Here is a 16233-nt window from a genome sequence, read left to right as displayed (position 1 = left end):
TTCAGAAATGCCGTTCGCGTCCGGCAAAAAGGTCGCGTAGATTGCCGCGATGGCGCCAGACGATGAGTCCGGTCAGTACCGTCATTGGCAAGAGCGCACCGGGTTGCTGCCAGGCCAGTAATGGCAGGGTCAGCGGCGTAGCGATCAGCGCCGCCAGCGAGCTGGTACGAGTCAGATGGAAGGTCAGCAGCCAGACACAAACAGCCAGCAGTGCGGCCGGGGGGTATAGCCCCAGCAGCATGCCGGCGGCGGTGGCGACGCCCTTGCCGCCTCGGAAGCGGAAGTACAGGGGATAGAGGTGCCCGAGCACTGCGGCAAGGCCAACCCAGGCCTGCTGCTGGACTTCGAGGCCGCAGAGATGGGCGACCAATACGGGCAGCAGTCCCTTGAGCAGGTCGCCGAGCAGGGTCAGGATCGCCAGCTTCTTTCCAGCCACCCGCAGCATGTTGGTGGCGCCAGGGTTGCCGGAGCCCTGGGCACGTGGGTCGCCCGTGCCGAACACACGGCTGAGCAGAATGGCGAAGGACAACGATCCGAGCAGGTAGGCGAGAGTCGCCAGCAGCCAAAACATGGTATCCATTCCGGGGCGAGGAAGTCCCGATTCTAGCGGGGCAGCACTGACGTGGACACGGTTTTCATCGAGGGTCTGGAGGTCGACACCGTAATCGGTGCCTATGACTGGGAACGCAGTATTCGCCAGTGCCTGCGCCTGGATCTGCAACTGGGCTGGGACAATCGCCCCGCCGCCGAGGGCGATGATCTGGACAAGGCGCTCGATTACGCGGCTGTGTCCCAGCGCATCCAGGCCTTCGCCGCCGAAGCGCAGTTCCTGTTGGTGGAGACGTTCGCCGAGCGGCTGGTTGCCGTGTTGATGACCGAGTTCAACATCCCGTGGGTCCGTCTGAAATTGCACAAGCCTGGCGCCGTACCGGCGGCCAGCAGCGTTGGCGTGGAGATCGAGCGCGGATGTCGCTGACCCCTATCTACCTTGGCCTCGGCAGTAACATCGAGCGCGAGCGCAACCTGACGGCTGGGCTCGAGGCCTTGGGTGGCTTCCTGCAGGACATCCGTTGTTCGCCGGTGTTCGAGAGTCTTCCCGTGGGTATCAAGAGCGGGAATTTCTTCAATTTCGTAGTGGCCGCCCGCACCGAGTTGTCCTTGCACGAGCTGGATCGCCGGCTGAAGGAAATCGAGGCCGACAACGGTCGGTATGCACCGGGCCGAAAGGGCCTGCCGCTGGATATCGACGTGTTGCTCTATGGCGACCGCGTGGGCAACTTCGATGGCCTGGTCCTGCCGCGCCCCGAGGTGTTGAAGAATGCCTTTGTGCTCTGGCCCCTGGCGCTGCTGGCGCCTGAGGTAAGACACCCGGCTGAGAACCGCACCTTCGCTGAACTCTGGGAAAACGCCGCCATCCAACAGGCGCTCTGGCCTGCGTCCTTCTCCTGGGGCGGCGTCGAGTTGACGCCGCCAGACCTGATTCAGGCTTTTCCGCGACTTTCTTTGTAAGCCTTGAGCGCTTTGAGGCGTTCGCCCTTGAGCGCTTCACCCAACTCTGCGCCTTTGAGTCCCTTCGCCAGCAGCGGCTGCACTGCCACGCCGCGGGCGACTGCGGCTGCGCCCAGGAGATAGGCAGCCTGGGGATAGTCACGCCGTTCGAGACCGGTCCTGCCGCGGGCATCCATTTCGCTGGCAGCAACGAACTCTTCGAAACGTTGCGGCCGGCGATAGACGTCGAAGCTCTGTAGCAGTTCAAACAAGGTCGAGGCGCGCAGTTCCAGGGCGCGATGGGCATGGGTGTGATATTCGCCCACCAGCAGCGCCAGTTCCTGACAGCCACGAGGTGCCTTGCAGCGCTCGTTCACCGTCCGGATCAACTTCAGTCCACGCGTTTCGTGGGCGATGTGCTGTGGCCACTCCTCTTCCGGAGTAAGCCCCTTGCCCAGGTCATGCAGCAGGCTGGCCCAGCGCACCGTCAGCGGTTGGTCGTGCTCGGCGCACTGGCGCAACACGGCCAGTACATGCACGCCGGAGTCCACCTCGGGATGGTGCTTTTCCGGCTGCGGAACGCCGAACAGACGGTCCACTTCCGGCAACCAGGCTGCGAGGGCGCCGCTGTCGCGCAGCACCTGAATGAACACATCCGGACGCGGCTCCATCAGGGCGCGGGAGATTTCCTTCCAGCTACGCTCCGGCGTCAGTGCGTCCAGTTCGCCGGACTCGGCGATCTGTTGCATTAGCGCGAGGGTTTCCTTGGCAACTGTGAAGCCCAGCGGCGCATAGCGTGCTGCGAAGCGCGCCACCCGCAACACGCGCAGGGGGTCTTCGGCGAATGCCGGGGATACGTGGCGTAGTAGCCGGGCTTTCAGGTCTTCCTGGCCGCCGTAGGGGTCGATCAGGTGCCCGTGGTCATCCTCGGCCATGGCATTGACCGTAAGGTCGCGGCGGATCAGGTCTTGCTCGAGCGTCACGTCCGGGCTGGCATGGAAGGTGAATCCGCCGTAGCCGCGTCCGCTCTTGCGCTCGGTTCGCGCCAGTGCATATTCCTCGCCGGTCTCCGGGTGGAGGAACACCGGGAAGTCGGTGCCCACCGGGCGGTAGCCCTTTTCGAGCATTTCCTCGGCGGTGGCTCCCACCACGACCCAGTCATTCTCGGTCACTGTGCGACCCAACAGGCGGTCGCGTACTGCTCCGCCCACTTTGTATATCTGCATGGCTTGCCTCCGTGGCTGCGGAGGATAGCAGTCTAACGGGCCGCAGGGATCTGCTCGACCAGCGCGTGAACCGCGCTTTCCAGCAGTTTGGCGCTGTCCCAGGAGGGGCTGAGGCCGGTGCTGGCCAAGCCTTCCCAAAGCACATTGCCGGTAGTGTCGGTCAAGCGCAGGCGCAAGGTGCCGGTTTCATCGCGCAATCGGTGGATGGCCTGGTAGGGGCCGAGGGGGCTGGGTGGTGCCGGGTCGACCTTGAATTCCAGCGGCTGGTCGTTCACCGCCAGCCAGTAGTAGACCCGAAACTGTGCATCGCGGGTGGCGCGGTAGCCGCGTGCTTCCAGGCCCTGGCGGATCAATGGTGCAACCTGGGCATAGCGCTCCTGGTACGGCAGCTCTCCATTTACTGCGTGCTCCGGTGAAACCAGTTCAAAGCGGATGTGCCCAGCCAGTTCGGCAGTGGCCGGCTGCAGGATGCGGATCTGGGGCACGGGGGTGGAACAGGTGGCCAGGGCCAGGCACAGCAGCAGGACGAGGAACAGACGCATCTGAGGGCGGCTCCCATAGAGGGTGAGCCGCATGCTCGGCGTGCACCGGGCATGCGGTCAACCGATCAAATGGGTGGAATGATCAGGTCCAGGCGCGGGTATTCCCCGTCCTCAGTGCGTTCCCCCTTTGGGGGAACGTGGTGGCTCCCGGTAATCTGTTCGCCGTGTCGGGTCTCCAGGTGAATGTCGAAACCCCAGAGGCGGTGCAGGTGCTTGAGTACCTCCTCGGTGGATTCGCCCAAAGGTTTTCGGTCGTGCTGCTGGTGGCGCAGGGTGAGCGAGCGGTCACCTCGGCGATCGACGCTCCAGATCTGTACGTTGGGCTCGCGGTTGCCCAGGTTGTACTGGGCCGCCAGGGTTTCGCGGATCAGGCGGTAGCCCTGCTCGTCATGAATGGCCGGAACAAGCAATTCGTCCTTCTGGTCGTCGTCGAGGATGCTGAACAGCTTGAAGTCGCGAATCACTTTGGGTGAGAGGAACTGCAGGATGAAGCTCTCGTCCTTGAAGCTATTCATGGCGAACTTGAGCGTGGACAACCAATCGCTGCCGGCAATGTCCGGGAACCAGTACCTGTCTTCCTCCGTTGGCTCCTCGCAGATGCGGCGGATGTCGCGATACATGGCAAAGCCCAGGGCATAGGGGTTGATGCCGCTGTAATAGGGGCTGTCGAAAGGCGGCTGGTAGACCACGCTGGTGTGCGACTGCAGGAACTCCATCATGAAGCCGTCGGTGACCAGGCCTTCGTCGTACAGATCGTTGAGAATGGTGTAATGCCAGAAGGTGGCCCAGCCTTCGTTCATCACCTGAGTCTGGCGTTGCGGGTAGAAGTACTGGGCGATCTTGCGCACGATGCGCACCACTTCCCGCTGCCAGGGTTCGAGCAGGGGGGCGTGCTTTTCAATGAAGTAGAGGATGTTTTCCTGTGGTTCGGCGGGGAAGCGCTGGTTGTCCCGCTCGCCACCCTTGCCGGCCCCCTTGGGAATGGTGCGCCAGAGGTCGTTGATCTGTTTCTGCAGGTGCTCTTCGCGCTCTTTCTGGCGGCGCCGTTCTTCCTCGGCGGAGATCGGGTAGGGGCGCTTGTAGCGGTCCACGCCGTAGTTCATCAGGGCATGGCAGGAGTCCAGCAGATCTTCTACTGCATCGATGCCATGGCGTTCCTCGCACTGCATGATGTACTGCTTGGCAAACACCAGGTAGTCGATGATGGAACTGGCGTCAGTCCAGGTGCGGAACAGGTAGTTGCCCTTGAAGAAGCTGTTGTGGCCGTAGCAGGCGTGAGCGATGACTAAGGCCTGCATGGTGATGGTGTTCTCCTCCATCAGGTAGGCGATGCAGGGATCTGAGTTGATCACGATCTCGTAGGCCAGGCCCATCTGGCCGCGCGAATAGCCTTTCTCGGTGGCGAGAAAGTGCTTGCCGTAGGACCAGTGGTGGTAGCCGATGGGCATGCCGACAGAGGCGTAGGCATCCATCATCTGTTCGGCGCTGATCACTTCGATCTGGTTCGGGTAGGTGTCCAGCGCATAGCGCTCGGCGATCCGGCTGATCTCGCGGTCATAGGTACGGATCAGGTCGAAGGTCCATTCCGACCCCGTGGAGATGGGCTTGCGTTCCTTCTTGCTGGCAGTCATTTCACGCCTCCCCTCAGGTCACGAGCCTGCGTTGGAACAGCTCGCGGAACACCGGGTAGATATCCGCCGCCGAGACGATCTGCTGCTGGGCGAAGGTATCGCCGAACGTATCGCAGACTTGCTCGTACTCGTACCACAGCGCCTGGTGCTCGCGCGGAGTGATCTCGACGTAGGTGTAGTACTGCACGAACGGCATGATCTGCTTGATCAGGATATCCCGGCAGATGGGTGAATCGTCGTTCCAGTTGTCGCCGTCCGAGGCCTGGGCGGCATAAATGTTCCATTCGTTGATGGGGTAGCGCTCGGCCATGATCTCCTGCATCAACTTGAGCGCACTGGAGACGATGGTGCCGCCGGTTTCCCGGGAATAGAAGAACTCTTCCTCGTCGACCTCGCGGGCGCTGGTGTGGTGGCGGATGAACACGACCTCGATCTTGTCGTAATTCCGCTTGAGGAACAGGTACAGGAGGATGAAGAAGCGCTTGGCGATGTCCTTGGTGGCCTGGGTCATGGAGCCGGAGACGTCCATCAGGCAGAACATCACTGCCTTGGAGGAGGGATTGGGCTGCTTGACCAGCAGGTTGTACTTGAGGTCGAACGTGTCGAGGAAGGGTACGCGTTCGATCCTGGCGCGAAGTTTTGCGATTTCTGCTTCAAGTTCCTGTATATCGCCGAAGTTATCCGGCTCATCGCGCTTCAGGCGTTCCAGTTCCTCTTTCGCTACCTTCAGTTTGCCGCGGCTGCTGCCGGACAAGGCGATGCGCCGGGCGTGGGCCGAGCGCAGGGTGCGGACGATATTGATGCGCGAAGGATTGCCTTCGTTGCTAATGCCGGCGCGCACGGTCTTGAAGGTATCGGCACCGGTGAGGTGACGTTTGACCAGGTTGGGTAATTCGAGGTCCTCGAACATGAAGTCGAGGAATTCTTCCTGGGTTATCTGGAAGACGAAGTCGTCCATGCCTTCGCCCTGATTGCTGGCCTTGCCGCCGCCCCGGCCACCCCCCCCGCCCTGTGGGCGCGGAATGCGATCACCGGTGGTGAATTCCTTGTTGCCGGGATGGACGATGGTCTGCCGACCGCCACGGCCGTGGTGCAGGACGGGCTCGTCGATGTCGCGGCCAGGGATGCTGATCTGTTCGCCATGCTCCATGTCGGTGATGGAACGGCGGCTCACGGCCTCCTCCACGGCCTTCTTGATGTGCTCGCGGTAGCGCCGCAGGAACCGCTGGCGGTTCACCGTGCTCTTGTTCTTGCCGTTCAAACGCCTGTCGATGACATAGCTCATAGACCCCTCCGGGGAGCTTCAGGCTGCAAGACGCGGAGGACGCCGTACGAGACGGCGCCTCCGGCTAGCGTATTCCTGGCTTGCAGCTTGAGACTGTTTTACTGCGACTTGCGTACCCGCAGGTACCATTCGGACAGCAGGCGTACCTGTTTCTCCGTATAGCCGCGTTCGACCATGCGTTTGACGAAGTCGTTGTGTTTCTGCTGTTCCTCCTTGCTGCCCTTGGCGTTGAAGCTGATGACCGGCAGAAGGTCTTCGGTGTTGGAGAACATTTTCTTCTCGATGACCACCCGCAACTTCTCGTAGCTGAGCCAACTGGGGTTCTTGCCGTTGTTGTTGGCCCGGGCGCGGAGAACGAAGTTGACGATCTCGTTGCGGAAGTCCTTCGGGTTGCTGATGCCGGCCGGCTTCTCGATCTTTTCCAGTTCCTCGTTCAGGGCCACCCGGTTGAGGATTTCGCCGGTTTCCGGATCGCGGTATTCCTGATCCTGGATCCAGAAGTCTGCGTACAGCACATAGCGGTCGAAGATGTTCTGGCCGTACTCGCTGTAGGACTCCAGATAGGCGGTCTGGATTTCCTTGCCGATAAACTCGATGTAGCGCGGCGCCAGGTACTCCTTGATGAAGCGCAGGTAGCGTTCGCGCACTTCAGCCGGGAACTGCTCCTGCTCGATTTGCTGTTCCAGCACATAGAGCAGGTGGACCGGGTTGGCCGCCACTTCGTGCGGATCGAAGTTGAACACCTTGGAAAGAATCTTGAAGGCGAAGCGGGTGGATAGCCCGTTCATGCCTTCGTCCACGCCGGCGGAGTCGCGGTATTCCTGGATGGACTTGGCCTTCGGATCGGTATCCTTGAGATTCTCGCCATCGTAGACGCGCATCTTCGAGTAGATGTTCGAGTTTTCCGGCTCCTTCAGGCGCGACAGTGCGGAGAACTGCGCCAGCATGCGCAGTGTGTCTGGTGCGCAGTGGGCGTGGGCCAGGGAACTGCCGACAAGCAGTTTGTCGTAGATCTTGATCTCGTCGGCGACCCGCAAGCAGTAGGGCACTTTGACGATGTAGATCCGGTCGATGAAGGCCTCGTTGTTCTTGTTGTTACGGAAGCTGTGCCATTCCGATTCGTTGGAGTGGGCCAGGATGATGCCGCTGAAGGGCAGGCCGCCCAGCCCTTCAGTACTGTTGTAGTTGCCTTCCTGAGTGGCGGTCAGCAGTGGGTGCAGCACCTTGATCGGCGCCTTGAACATCTCGACGAACTCCATCAGGCCCTGGTTGGCCCGGCACAGCGCGCCCGAGTAGCTGTAGGCGTCGGCATCGTTCTGCGGGAACTCCTCCAGCTTGCGGATATCCACCTTGCCCACCAGGGCGGAGATGTCCTGGTTGTTTTCGTCGCCTGGTTCGGTCTTGGCGATAGCGATCTGGTTGAGGACCGAGGGGTAGAGCTTGACCACGCGGAATTTGCTGATGTCGCCCCCAAACTCATTGAGGCGCTTGGTCGCCCAAGGCGAGATCACCGTACGCAGGTAGCGTCGCGGGATGCCGTACTCTTCCTCGAGGATGGCGCCATCCTCGTCGGCATTGAACAGCCCGAGGGGCGACTCGAACACGGGAGAGCCCTTGATGGCGTAGAAGGGCACGCGCTCCATCAGTTGCTTCAGTTTCTCTGCCAGGGACGATTTGCCGCCGCCGACCGGACCCAGCAGGTAGAGGATCTGCTTCTTCTCTTCCAGACCTTGGGCGGCATGGCGGAAGTAGGCGACTATCTGGTCGATGCATTCCTCCATGCCGTGGAAGTCCGCAAATGCCGGATAGCGACGGATCACCTTGTTGGAGAAAATCCGCGAAAGCCGCGGGTCAAGCGAGGTATCCAGCAGTTCCGGATCGCCGATTGCCAAGAGCATGCGTTCCGCCGCGCTGGCATAGGCACTACGGTCCTGCTTGCACAGGTCGAGATATTCCTGAAGGGAATATTCCTCCTGGCGGGTCGCTTCGAAGCGTTGTTGGAAGTGGCTGAAAATGCTCATGACGTCACCTCGCTGGAAACAGGAAGCCGGCGCGGGGTCGGTTGTGCGGGTGCGGGCAGTCAGCCGAAGAAGGTCGGCCGATGAAAGTCCCCCAGAACACCTGAATGGTCGCTGCCGATGGCCCGGAACCGGTGGACCGGCTCTCCCCTTTTTTGGATGGCCTGAGCTAAGAGTAGTTCGTTATCGGCAAGGTCAAGCATGACGGAACGATAACAGGGGATTACCGTTCGTCGGGTGGGAGGCGCTAAGCCAGTGGTGGCGCGGGGTTGCGCCTCACCGAAAAAATTTTTAATCGACGCTGCCCTGGGTGACTTCGCCGGGATAGACGCTACGCCAGAGCTCGAAACCCCCGTCCAGGCTGTAGACCTCGGCAAAGCCCTGATGGGCGAGATAGGCCGCCGCGCCCTGGCTCGAGTTGCCGTGGTAGCAGGAAACGATCAGGGGCTTGTCGAAGTCGGCATGGGCGATGAAATCGGCAAGGGAGTAGTTGTCCAGGTGGTGCGAGCCGCTGATGTGGCTCAGGGCGAAACTCTGCGGGTCGCGGATGTCCACCACCACTGCGCCTTGCTCGCGCAGGGCCTGGGCCTGTTCGGGGGGGATGCGCTGGAACTCACTCATGGCGATTCTCCTCACAGCTGCAGCTGATGCGTTCGCGGCTGTCGATGTTCATCAGGGTCATGGCGCCGCCCCAGACACAGCCAGTGTCCAGGGCGAACAGGCCGGGTTCGTCACATTTGCCTTCCAGGGACGCCCAGTGGCCGAAGATGATCTTCTGCCCACGGGTCTTGCGCTCGGGGAAGCTGAACCAGGGGGCGAAGCCGGGCGGAGCGGTGCCCAGGCCTTCCTTGGACTTGAGGTCCAGGGTGCCGTCGGCGCGACAGAAGCGCATGCGGGTGAAGTAATTGGTGATGACGCGCAGGCGGGTGACGCCGTGCAGGTCGCTGTCCCACTTGGCGGGCTCGTTGCCATACATGCCGTCGAGGAACAGCGGTAGGCGGGCGTCATCCTGCAGCGCTTCTTCGACTTCAGCGGCGCGCTTGAGGGCCTTCCTCAGCGACCACTGTGGCGGGATGCCGGCGTGGACCAGGGCGATGTCCCGCTTCTCGTCGTAATGCAGCAGCTTCTGTCGGCGCAGCCAATCCAGCAGGTCGGCGCAGTCCGGCGCGTCGAGGATCTCGCGCAGGGTGTCGGCCTTGCGCAGTCGCTCGATGTTGTTGGCGACGGCCAGAAGGTGCAGGTCGTGGTTGCCGAGTACGCACACTACCGATTCGCGGATGGAATAGAGGAAGCGCAGGGTTTCCAGGGATTTGGGGCCACGATTGACCAGATCACCTACCAGCCAGAGCTGGTCCCTGGTCGGGTCGAAGCGGACTTGCTCCAGCAGGCATTTCAGCTGATCCAGACATCCCTGGATATCGCCAACCGCATAAGCCGTCATGCTAGCCCCCCCTCAGTGCAGCGAGCCGGGAACGGCGAGGCGGAAGGGGGCGATGATGGCGTCGAAGCGTTTGCCGTCGTCGGCGACCATCTGATAGCTGCCCTGCATGCTGCCGACTCGCGTGGCCATCACTGTGCCGCTGGTGTAGGTGTGGCTGGCGCCGGCCTCGATCAGGGGCTGTTGGCCGACCACGCCAGCACCGCGGACTTCCTGGACGTGACCGTCGCCGTCGGTGATCACCCAGTGGCGGGTGAGCAGTTTGGCTGGCAGTTCACCGTTGTTCTGGATGGTCACGGTGTAGGCGAAGGCAAAGCGATTCTCGTCCGGCTGTGACTGTTCCGGGAGGAAGCGGGTGACGACGCTGACGTCGACCTTATAGCGGGAATCGGACACGCGAAAGCTCTCGAGTAGCTGGGATTGGAGTCTAGGGCCTGGGGCTGGCCACGGCCAGTTGATCGGCCAGGCGGACAAAGGCGGCCAGGTCGAGTTGTTCTGGGCGCAGGCCGCCGTCGACGCCCGCGGCTTCGATGGCGGCGGCGTCCAGCAGACCCTTGAGGGTATTGCGTAAGGTCTTGCGCCGCTGGTTGAAGGCTTCGCGTACCACGCGTTCCAGCAGTGCAGGGTCCTTCGCGGGATGCGGCAACACGTCGTGGGGCACCAGCCGGACGATGGCGGAATCCACCTTGGGCGGCGGGTTGAAGGCACCGGGGCCGACATTGAACAGGTGCTCCACCCGGCAATGGTACTGGACCATGATCGACAGCCGGCCCCAATCGCCGCCACCAGGCTCGGCGGCCAGGCGCTCGACCACCTCCTTCTGCAGCATGAAGTGCATGTCGCGAATCAGGTCTGCGTGGTCCAGGAGGTGGAAAATCAGCGGGGTGGAGATGTTGTATGGCAGGTTGCCCACCACCCGAAGGCTGTGCGGTTCAGCGTCTAGCTGGCGGAAGTCGAACTTCAGCGCATCACCCTGGTTGAGGCGAAAGTTCGGCAACTGGCCGAACTTGTGCTGCAGGATAGGGATGAGGTCCAGGTCCAGTTCGACCACATCCAGTTGCGCGCCGCTGGCTAGCAGGCCTTCGGTAAGGGCGCCCTGGCCTGGGCCGATCTCCAGTAGGCGCTCGCCCGGGCGGGCGTAGATGCTGCGCAGGATGCGATGAATCACGCCAGCGTCGTGCAGGAAGTTCTGGCCGAAACGCTTGCGCGCGCGGTGTTGGTAGTGTTCGGACATCGAAGGCTCCAGGCCTTGGGGCCAGGCGGCGAGCCTGGCGTGGAAACGTAGATCGCGCAGTTTATCAGGCGTCAGCCCGCGCCGCCTAAGGCATGGCCGAGAAAGCGTCGCAGGAGGGGCTGCTCACTGATTGCGTTGCTGCGCGGTGGCCATCTGGTAGGCGGTTTCCAGCGCGACTTCCAGGCTACCGCAGTCGATTCGGCCGGTACCAGCCAGATCCAGGGCAGTGCCGTGATCCACCGAGGTACGGATGATCGGCAGGCCGAGAGTGACGTTCACGGCGGCGCCGAATCCCTTGTATTTGAGTACCGGCAGCCCCTGGTCGTGGTACATGGCAAGCACGGCGTCGCAATGCTCGAGGTGCTTCGGCGTGAACAGGGTGTCGGCCGGCAGTGGGCCGATGAGGTCCAGGCCTTCGGCACGCAGGCCTTTCAGGGTCGGCTCGATGACTTCCAGTTCCTCCCTGCCCAGATGGCCACCTTCTCCCGCATGGGGGTTGAGGCCGCAAACCAGAATGCGCGGCTGGGCAATACCGAACTTGTTCACCAGGTCGGCATTCAGGATGCGGCTGACCCGTTGCAGTCGCTCCGGGGTGATGGCAGCGGCGACGTCCTTGAGCGGCAGGTGGGTGGTGACCAGGGCGACGCGCAGGCCCCGGGTGGCGAGCATCATCACCACTTGGCGGGTAGCGGTCAGATCGGCGAGGAACTCGGTGTGGCCGGAAAATCCGATGCCAGCTTCGTTGATCACACCTTTATGCACCGGCGCGGTGATCATCCCGGCGAAGAGACCGTCGAGGCAACCTTGTCCGGCGCGGGTCAGGGTCGCCAGCACATACTCCGCGTTCTCCGGTGACAGTTGGCCTGGTTTTACCGCCGCTCGCAGTGGCGTATCCCAGACAAAAAGGCTGCCGGCAGGGGCGGGGGCGTCCGGAAGCCGGGTGGGATCGACGTCAATCAGCTGGATGGATAGGCCCAATTCAGTAGCGCGCTGTTCAAGCAGGCTGCTACTGGCGATGGCGATCAGGGCGTGGGGCTGGGCGGAGCGGGAGAGGAGCAGGCAGAGGTCGGGGCCGATGCCGGCAGGTTCACCTGGGGTGAGGGCGAAGCGGAGAGGGTTCATTCCGGGTCCTTGCGTGGTGTCCAGCGCGTTGGCGGTGATTGTACCGCCAGCACGCTGTCCTGCGACCCGTGTGATTACAGCTTGGTTTCGACGTAGGCCTCGTCGCGGATCTGGCGCAGCCAGGCCTGCAGTTCCTCGTCGTACTTGCGATTGCGCAGGATGTTCAAGGCCTGCTGCTCGCGGAACTGCTCGCTGCTGTCCGTGGCGCGGCGGCCCAGCACTTCCAGTACATGCCAGCCGTAGGGACTCTTGAACGGCTTGGAGAGTTTACCTGCCTGGGTCTGGCTCATGACTTCGCGGAACTCCGGCACCAGTGCATTGGGGTCGATCCAGTTCAGATCACCGCCGTTGAGAGCAGAGCCAGGGTCTTCGGAGAAGCTCTTCGCCAGTTCGGCGAAGTCTTCGCCGGACTGGATGCGCTCGTAGAGGCGCTCGGCCAGACGCTTGGTATCCGCTTCGCTACGAATCTCGCTCGGCTTGAGCAGAATGTGGCGAACATGCACTTCGTCGCGAACCAGGGTTTCGCCGCCGCGCTTGTCAAGCAGCTTCAGGATGATGAAGCCGCCTGGAGTGCGAACCGGCTCAGTAACCTGGCCGGGTTGCAGTGCGCTGATCATGCCGTCAAAAGGGGGCGGCAGCTGAGCGGCCTTGCGCCAGCCGATTTCGCCGCCTTCCAGTGCTGTTTCACCGGCGGAGCGAGAGATGGCCAGTTGGGCGAAGTCGGCGCCTTGCTGCAGCTGCTGGTACAACTCCTGGGCCTGGCGTTCAGCAGCCTGAATGGTGCTGGGAGACGAGCCTTCCGGGACCGGGATCAGGATGTTGGCCAGGCGGAACTCTTCGGACAGCTGGATCTTGCCCATGTCGGAGGCCAGGAAGTTCTGCACTTCCTGGTCGGTGACCTGAATGCGCTCGGCCACGCGGCGCTGACGCACACGGCTGATGACCATCTCGCGGCGCACCTGGTCGCGGGCGTCGTCGTAGGACAGGCCGTCGCGGGATAGGGCGCCGCGGAACTGGTCGATCGTCATGCCATTGCGCTGGGCAATGGCTTCGATGGCCTGATTCAGTTCTTCGTCGGCAATGCGGATGCCGGAACGATCACCGATCTGCAGTTGGATATTCTCGATGATCAGCCGCTCCAGCACTTGCTGGTTGAGCACATGCTCAGGTGGCAGCGAGGCACCGCGCTTGGCGATGGTCTGCTGCACTTCACGCAGGCGCTGATCGAGCTGGCTCTGCATGATTACGTCGTTGTCGACAATCGCGACCACACGGTCGATGGAGCGAACCTCGGCGTGCGCAACGCTGCCGAGGAGTAGGGCGCCCAGCAACAGCGGGCGCAGACAATCAGAGAGCTTGGTCTTCACGTTCACGGTAACCTTGAATGCCTTTTTCCAGGAAGCCTTCGGCCTTGTTGCCCACGATGCCGCCGAGGCCCTTCAGGACGATCTGCAGGAAGATCCCGCGGTCGCCGCTTTCGTTGGTTGTATCCGGCGTCTGGTCGAACTCGTCGTAGTCCACCCAGTAGCGGTTGATCAGGCGCAGCTTCCAGCAGCAGTTGTCGTACTCGAAGCCGCCGAAGGCTTCCAGGGTACGGTTCTGGCTGTAGTCATACTGCCAGCGGGCCAGTGCGCTCCATTGCGGAACGATCGGCCAGATGACCGAGAAGTCGTGCTGGCTGATCTTGTAGTAGTCCTTGATGAAGCCAGGAGTGCCCGGGGTTCCGAAGTCACCGCCGCCGACGTTCCAAGTACCGGTGGACTGGTCGAAGCGGATAGTGTCGTTACGGTAGCGATAGCCGGCGTTGACCACCTTGTTCGGGTTGTCTTCAGGCTGGTAATGGAACATCGCGCTGCCGGAGCGAGTGCGATGGGCGTCCGGATCCCAGTTGAAGTCCGAGTTGATGCGCCAGTCGCGATTGAAGCGGTACATGTACTCCAGCGCGTACGGTGAGGTCGAGGCCTGGGCGTCGGCACGGTCCCGGTAGTCGATACCAGGAAGCTGCACCTTGCGGTCTTCAAAGTAGAACGCCTGGCCGATGCTGAAGCGCTGGCGTTCGAAACCGTTCGACTCGATCCAGCGGTTGGTCGCACCCAGGGATATCTGGTTGGCGTCGCCGATGCGGTCACGACCGGAGAAACGGTTGTCACGCCACAGCGACGAGTAGTTGAAGGTGGATTCGCCCGTGTCGAACAGCGGGATATCCGTCTGGTCCTCTTCCGGCACGTAGAGGTAGAACAGGCGCGGTTCCAGGGTCTGCGTGTAGTCCTTGCCAAAAAACTGGGTCTTGCGGTCGAAATACAGGCCGCTGTCGACGCTGTAGATCGGCACCTGGCGATCCTGGCTGCCATGGAAGGTCTGCTCGGCCAGCAGGGTGTTCTTGCCTTGCTGGTCGAGGTCCAGATCGTACTGGGTATAGGCGTACTTGACCTGCGGCTTGAGGAAGCCCCAAGTCCAGTTCATCGGCAGGCTGACGCCAGGCTCCAGGTGGGTGCGATCGCCATTGGCGCGCGCCAGGCCGCGGAGGTTGTTGTCGTTCCAGTTCGAGGTGACACCGTCGACGTCAGTGAACAGGCCGTCACGCAAGTTGCGGTCGAAACGCACGAACTCGGTGCTGTAGGCGAAGTTCAGGCCGGCAGGCTGGAAGGGCAGTGCACCATCCAGGGTGATTTGCGGCAGGCGATCATACGGCGTGATATCGGAGATGGTCGCCAGTTCGTAGGCATGGGCGTTCAGTTTCGCGGTGTAGCTGTCGCCACGATAGGTCAGGGTGCCGCGCTGGTTGACGTAGGTGGGGGTGTCCACACCCAGGTCGGTATCCAGGTCGTCGAAGTAGTACGGGTCGCTGATGTCGGTGTAGTCGACTTCGGCCAGCAGGCGGGAGTCGAGGCCGCCGGTGTGTTTCCAGGAGTACAGCCAGCGCTTCTTCTCGTACTCGGACATGAGCTTGCGCTCGTCTTCCTGATCATCGAGATAGGCAGCACCCAGTTGGCCTTCGCTGCTGTGGGTCAGGTAGCGGAACTCGCCTTCAACCAGCATGCCGCGCTTGGACATGTAGCGCGGGTACAGGGTGGCGTCGTAGTTCGGCGCCAGGTTGAAGTAGTAGGGCGTGACCAGCAGGAAACCGGTGTCGGTGCTGCTGCCGATGGTCGGTGGCAGGAAGCCGGACTGGCGACGGTCATCGATCGGGAAATAGATGTACGGGGTATAGAACACCGGAATGTCTTTGACCCGCAGGGTGACGTTGGTGGCGGTGCCGAAGCCGGTAGCCGGGTTCAGCTTGATGTTGTTGCCTTTCAGGTGCCAGGCATTGTCACCCGGTTCGCAGCGGGTGTAGGTGCCGTCCTTCAGGCGAATAATGGCGTCTTCCTGGCGCTTGGCGTAGAGCGCGCTACCGCGAGTGTGCGACTGGTGCAGGACGTACTCGGCGTTGTCGACCTTGGCTTCGCCGTTGTCCAGTTGCAGCTCGGCGTGATCGCCGACTACCAGGGCGCCTTTGTCACGCAGCTTGACGTTTCCGACCAGTTCACCGCGGTTTTCCGCCTGGTGCAGGTTGGCTTCGTCGGCCTCTACCTGCATGCTGCCCTGGCGAAGCACGACATCACCGGCGAGGGTGGCGATCTGCTTTTCCTGCTCGTAGCGCGAGGCCTTGGCAGAGATATAGGTGGGCGCATCCTCCATGGGCGTGTCATCGTCCATGCCAGGACGCGGCGGCTCTATATAAGCGCCGGCGCAATAGGGACCTGCTTCGGCCAGCTGCGCAGGGGAGAGTTTGTCGCGCGGCACCCAGTCCAGGTGACTGTAGTCGGCACTGCGGGAGGTCAGCCCCTTGCCTTCGGCCTCGGTCACCAGGGTGGCCTTGCTGCCTTCAGCTTCGCCGCCTTCGGAGGCCTGGGTAGCACCGCCAGCGGTCGAACTCACGGCGCTGCCGCTGTGAACAGGGCGTGGCGGCAGGCTCTCGGCGCTGGCTTTGGGCGCGCACGCCCAGCTCCCAGTCGCGGAAGCCTGGCAGTCGAACTGCTCGGCGGCGACGACGAATGAAGTGGCTACTGGCTGAAGGGCCAGCAGGCTGCCGGTCACCAGCAGAGGGAACTTTCTACGAAACGCGGGGGATCTTACTGCCATCTTGTTAGTCCGGGCTTCCTGCGCGCCTTCGGCCCGCTGGGGCCGCACGCCTCTCGATGGGCTGAAAAAGATGCTGGATAATAAAGCATGACCCGCACAACGGCTAGCGCCGCCGGAGACCACC

The 16233-nt window shown here is 62.2% G+C and carries 15 protein-coding genes; 2 read left to right on the top strand and 13 right to left on the bottom strand.

Annotated features, from left to right (window positions below; all coding sequences use genetic code 11):
* Position 1: 1 nt before the first annotated feature.
* On the bottom strand, positions 2-571 hold the full coding sequence (gene plsY, locus E8F20_RS12680; RefSeq protein ID WP_028631091.1) for a glycerol-3-phosphate 1-O-acyltransferase PlsY: 570 nt from the start codon (positions 569-571) through the stop codon (positions 2-4).
* Between the two features lie 51 nt (positions 572-622).
* On the opposite strand from plsY, the gene folB reads away from it, so the two are divergent.
* Together folB and folK are read left to right on the top strand one after the other, a co-directional pair.
* Positions 623-976, top strand: a complete 354-nt coding sequence (folB, locus tag E8F20_RS12675; protein ID WP_028631090.1) for a dihydroneopterin aldolase — start codon at positions 623-625, stop codon at positions 974-976.
* Complete coding sequence (folK, locus tag E8F20_RS12670; RefSeq protein WP_280284023.1) at positions 967-1509, top strand: 2-amino-4-hydroxy-6-hydroxymethyldihydropteridine diphosphokinase; 543 nt, start codon at positions 967-969, stop codon at positions 1507-1509. The genes folB and folK overlap by 10 nt, the downstream gene beginning before the upstream one ends.
* On the opposite strand, the gene E8F20_RS12665 is transcribed toward folK, so the two are convergent.
* The 12 genes from E8F20_RS12665 to E8F20_RS12610 all read right to left on the bottom strand — a co-directional run bounded on the left by E8F20_RS12665 (position 1482) and on the right by E8F20_RS12610 (position 16109).
* On the bottom strand, positions 1482-2714 hold the full coding sequence (locus E8F20_RS12665; RefSeq protein WP_280284022.1) for a multifunctional CCA addition/repair protein: 1233 nt from the start codon (positions 2712-2714) through the stop codon (positions 1482-1484). The two genes, folK and E8F20_RS12665, sit on opposite strands and share 28 nt — an antisense overlap.
* Positions 2715-2746: 32 nt before the next feature.
* Entirely contained in the window at positions 2747-3256 is a 510-nt protein-coding gene (locus E8F20_RS12660) for a DUF4136 domain-containing protein (RefSeq protein ID WP_280284021.1), read from the bottom strand.
* Positions 3257-3321: 65 nt separating this feature from the next.
* Positions 3322-4887 carry a SpoVR family protein gene (locus E8F20_RS12655; RefSeq protein ID WP_028631086.1) on the bottom strand — a complete coding sequence of 522 codons (1566 nt, stop codon included), beginning with the start codon at positions 4885-4887 and terminating at the stop codon, positions 3322-3324.
* 13 nt (positions 4888-4900) lie between these two features.
* Positions 4901-6172 (bottom strand): YeaH/YhbH family protein, encoded by a 1272-nt coding sequence (locus tag E8F20_RS12650; protein ID WP_280284020.1) that lies wholly within the window; start codon positions 6170-6172, stop codon positions 4901-4903.
* A gap of 98 nt (positions 6173-6270) precedes the next feature.
* Positions 6271-8193 carry a PrkA family serine protein kinase gene (locus E8F20_RS12645; RefSeq protein WP_280284019.1) on the bottom strand — a complete coding sequence of 641 codons (1923 nt, stop codon included), beginning with the start codon at positions 8191-8193 and terminating at the stop codon, positions 6271-6273.
* A 288-nt stretch (positions 8194-8481) separates the two neighbouring features.
* Positions 8482-8811, bottom strand: a complete 330-nt coding sequence (glpE, locus tag E8F20_RS12640) for a thiosulfate sulfurtransferase GlpE (protein WP_137822874.1) — start codon at positions 8809-8811, stop codon at positions 8482-8484.
* Positions 8804-9631, bottom strand: a complete 828-nt coding sequence (locus tag E8F20_RS12635) for a symmetrical bis(5'-nucleosyl)-tetraphosphatase (RefSeq protein ID WP_280284018.1) — start codon at positions 9629-9631, stop codon at positions 8804-8806. The genes glpE and E8F20_RS12635 overlap by 8 nt, the downstream gene beginning before the upstream one ends.
* A 12-nt stretch (positions 9632-9643) precedes the next feature.
* Positions 9644-10024 carry a Co2+/Mg2+ efflux protein ApaG gene (gene apaG / locus E8F20_RS12630; protein ID WP_028631081.1) on the bottom strand — a complete coding sequence of 127 codons (381 nt, stop codon included), beginning with the start codon at positions 10022-10024 and terminating at the stop codon, positions 9644-9646.
* Between the two features lie 31 nt (positions 10025-10055).
* Entirely contained in the window at positions 10056-10862 is an 807-nt protein-coding gene (gene rsmA / locus E8F20_RS12625) for a 16S rRNA (adenine(1518)-N(6)/adenine(1519)-N(6))-dimethyltransferase RsmA (RefSeq protein ID WP_137822872.1), read from the bottom strand.
* Between the two features lie 123 nt (positions 10863-10985).
* Positions 10986-11984: a 4-hydroxythreonine-4-phosphate dehydrogenase PdxA gene (gene pdxA, locus E8F20_RS12620; RefSeq protein WP_280284017.1), complete on the bottom strand. Its 999-nt coding sequence runs from the start codon at positions 11982-11984 to the stop codon at positions 10986-10988.
* A gap of 74 nt (positions 11985-12058) precedes the next feature.
* Positions 12059-13351 (bottom strand): peptidylprolyl isomerase, encoded by a 1293-nt coding sequence (locus E8F20_RS12615; RefSeq protein ID WP_280284016.1) that lies wholly within the window; start codon positions 13349-13351, stop codon positions 12059-12061.
* On the bottom strand, positions 13332-16109 hold the full coding sequence (locus E8F20_RS12610; RefSeq protein WP_280284015.1) for an LPS-assembly protein LptD: 2778 nt from the start codon (positions 16107-16109) through the stop codon (positions 13332-13334). Before E8F20_RS12610 ends, E8F20_RS12615 begins: the two co-directional genes overlap by 20 nt.
* Between the last annotated feature and the right edge of the window lie 124 nt (positions 16110-16233).

Source organism: Pseudomonas sp. BN415 (assembly GCF_029871195.1).
Lineage (GTDB): Bacteria > Pseudomonadota > Gammaproteobacteria > Pseudomonadales > Pseudomonadaceae > Metapseudomonas > Metapseudomonas resinovorans.
The sequence above is the reverse complement of the archived record's forward strand: the minus strand, read 5'-3'. Positions and strand labels throughout refer to the sequence as shown.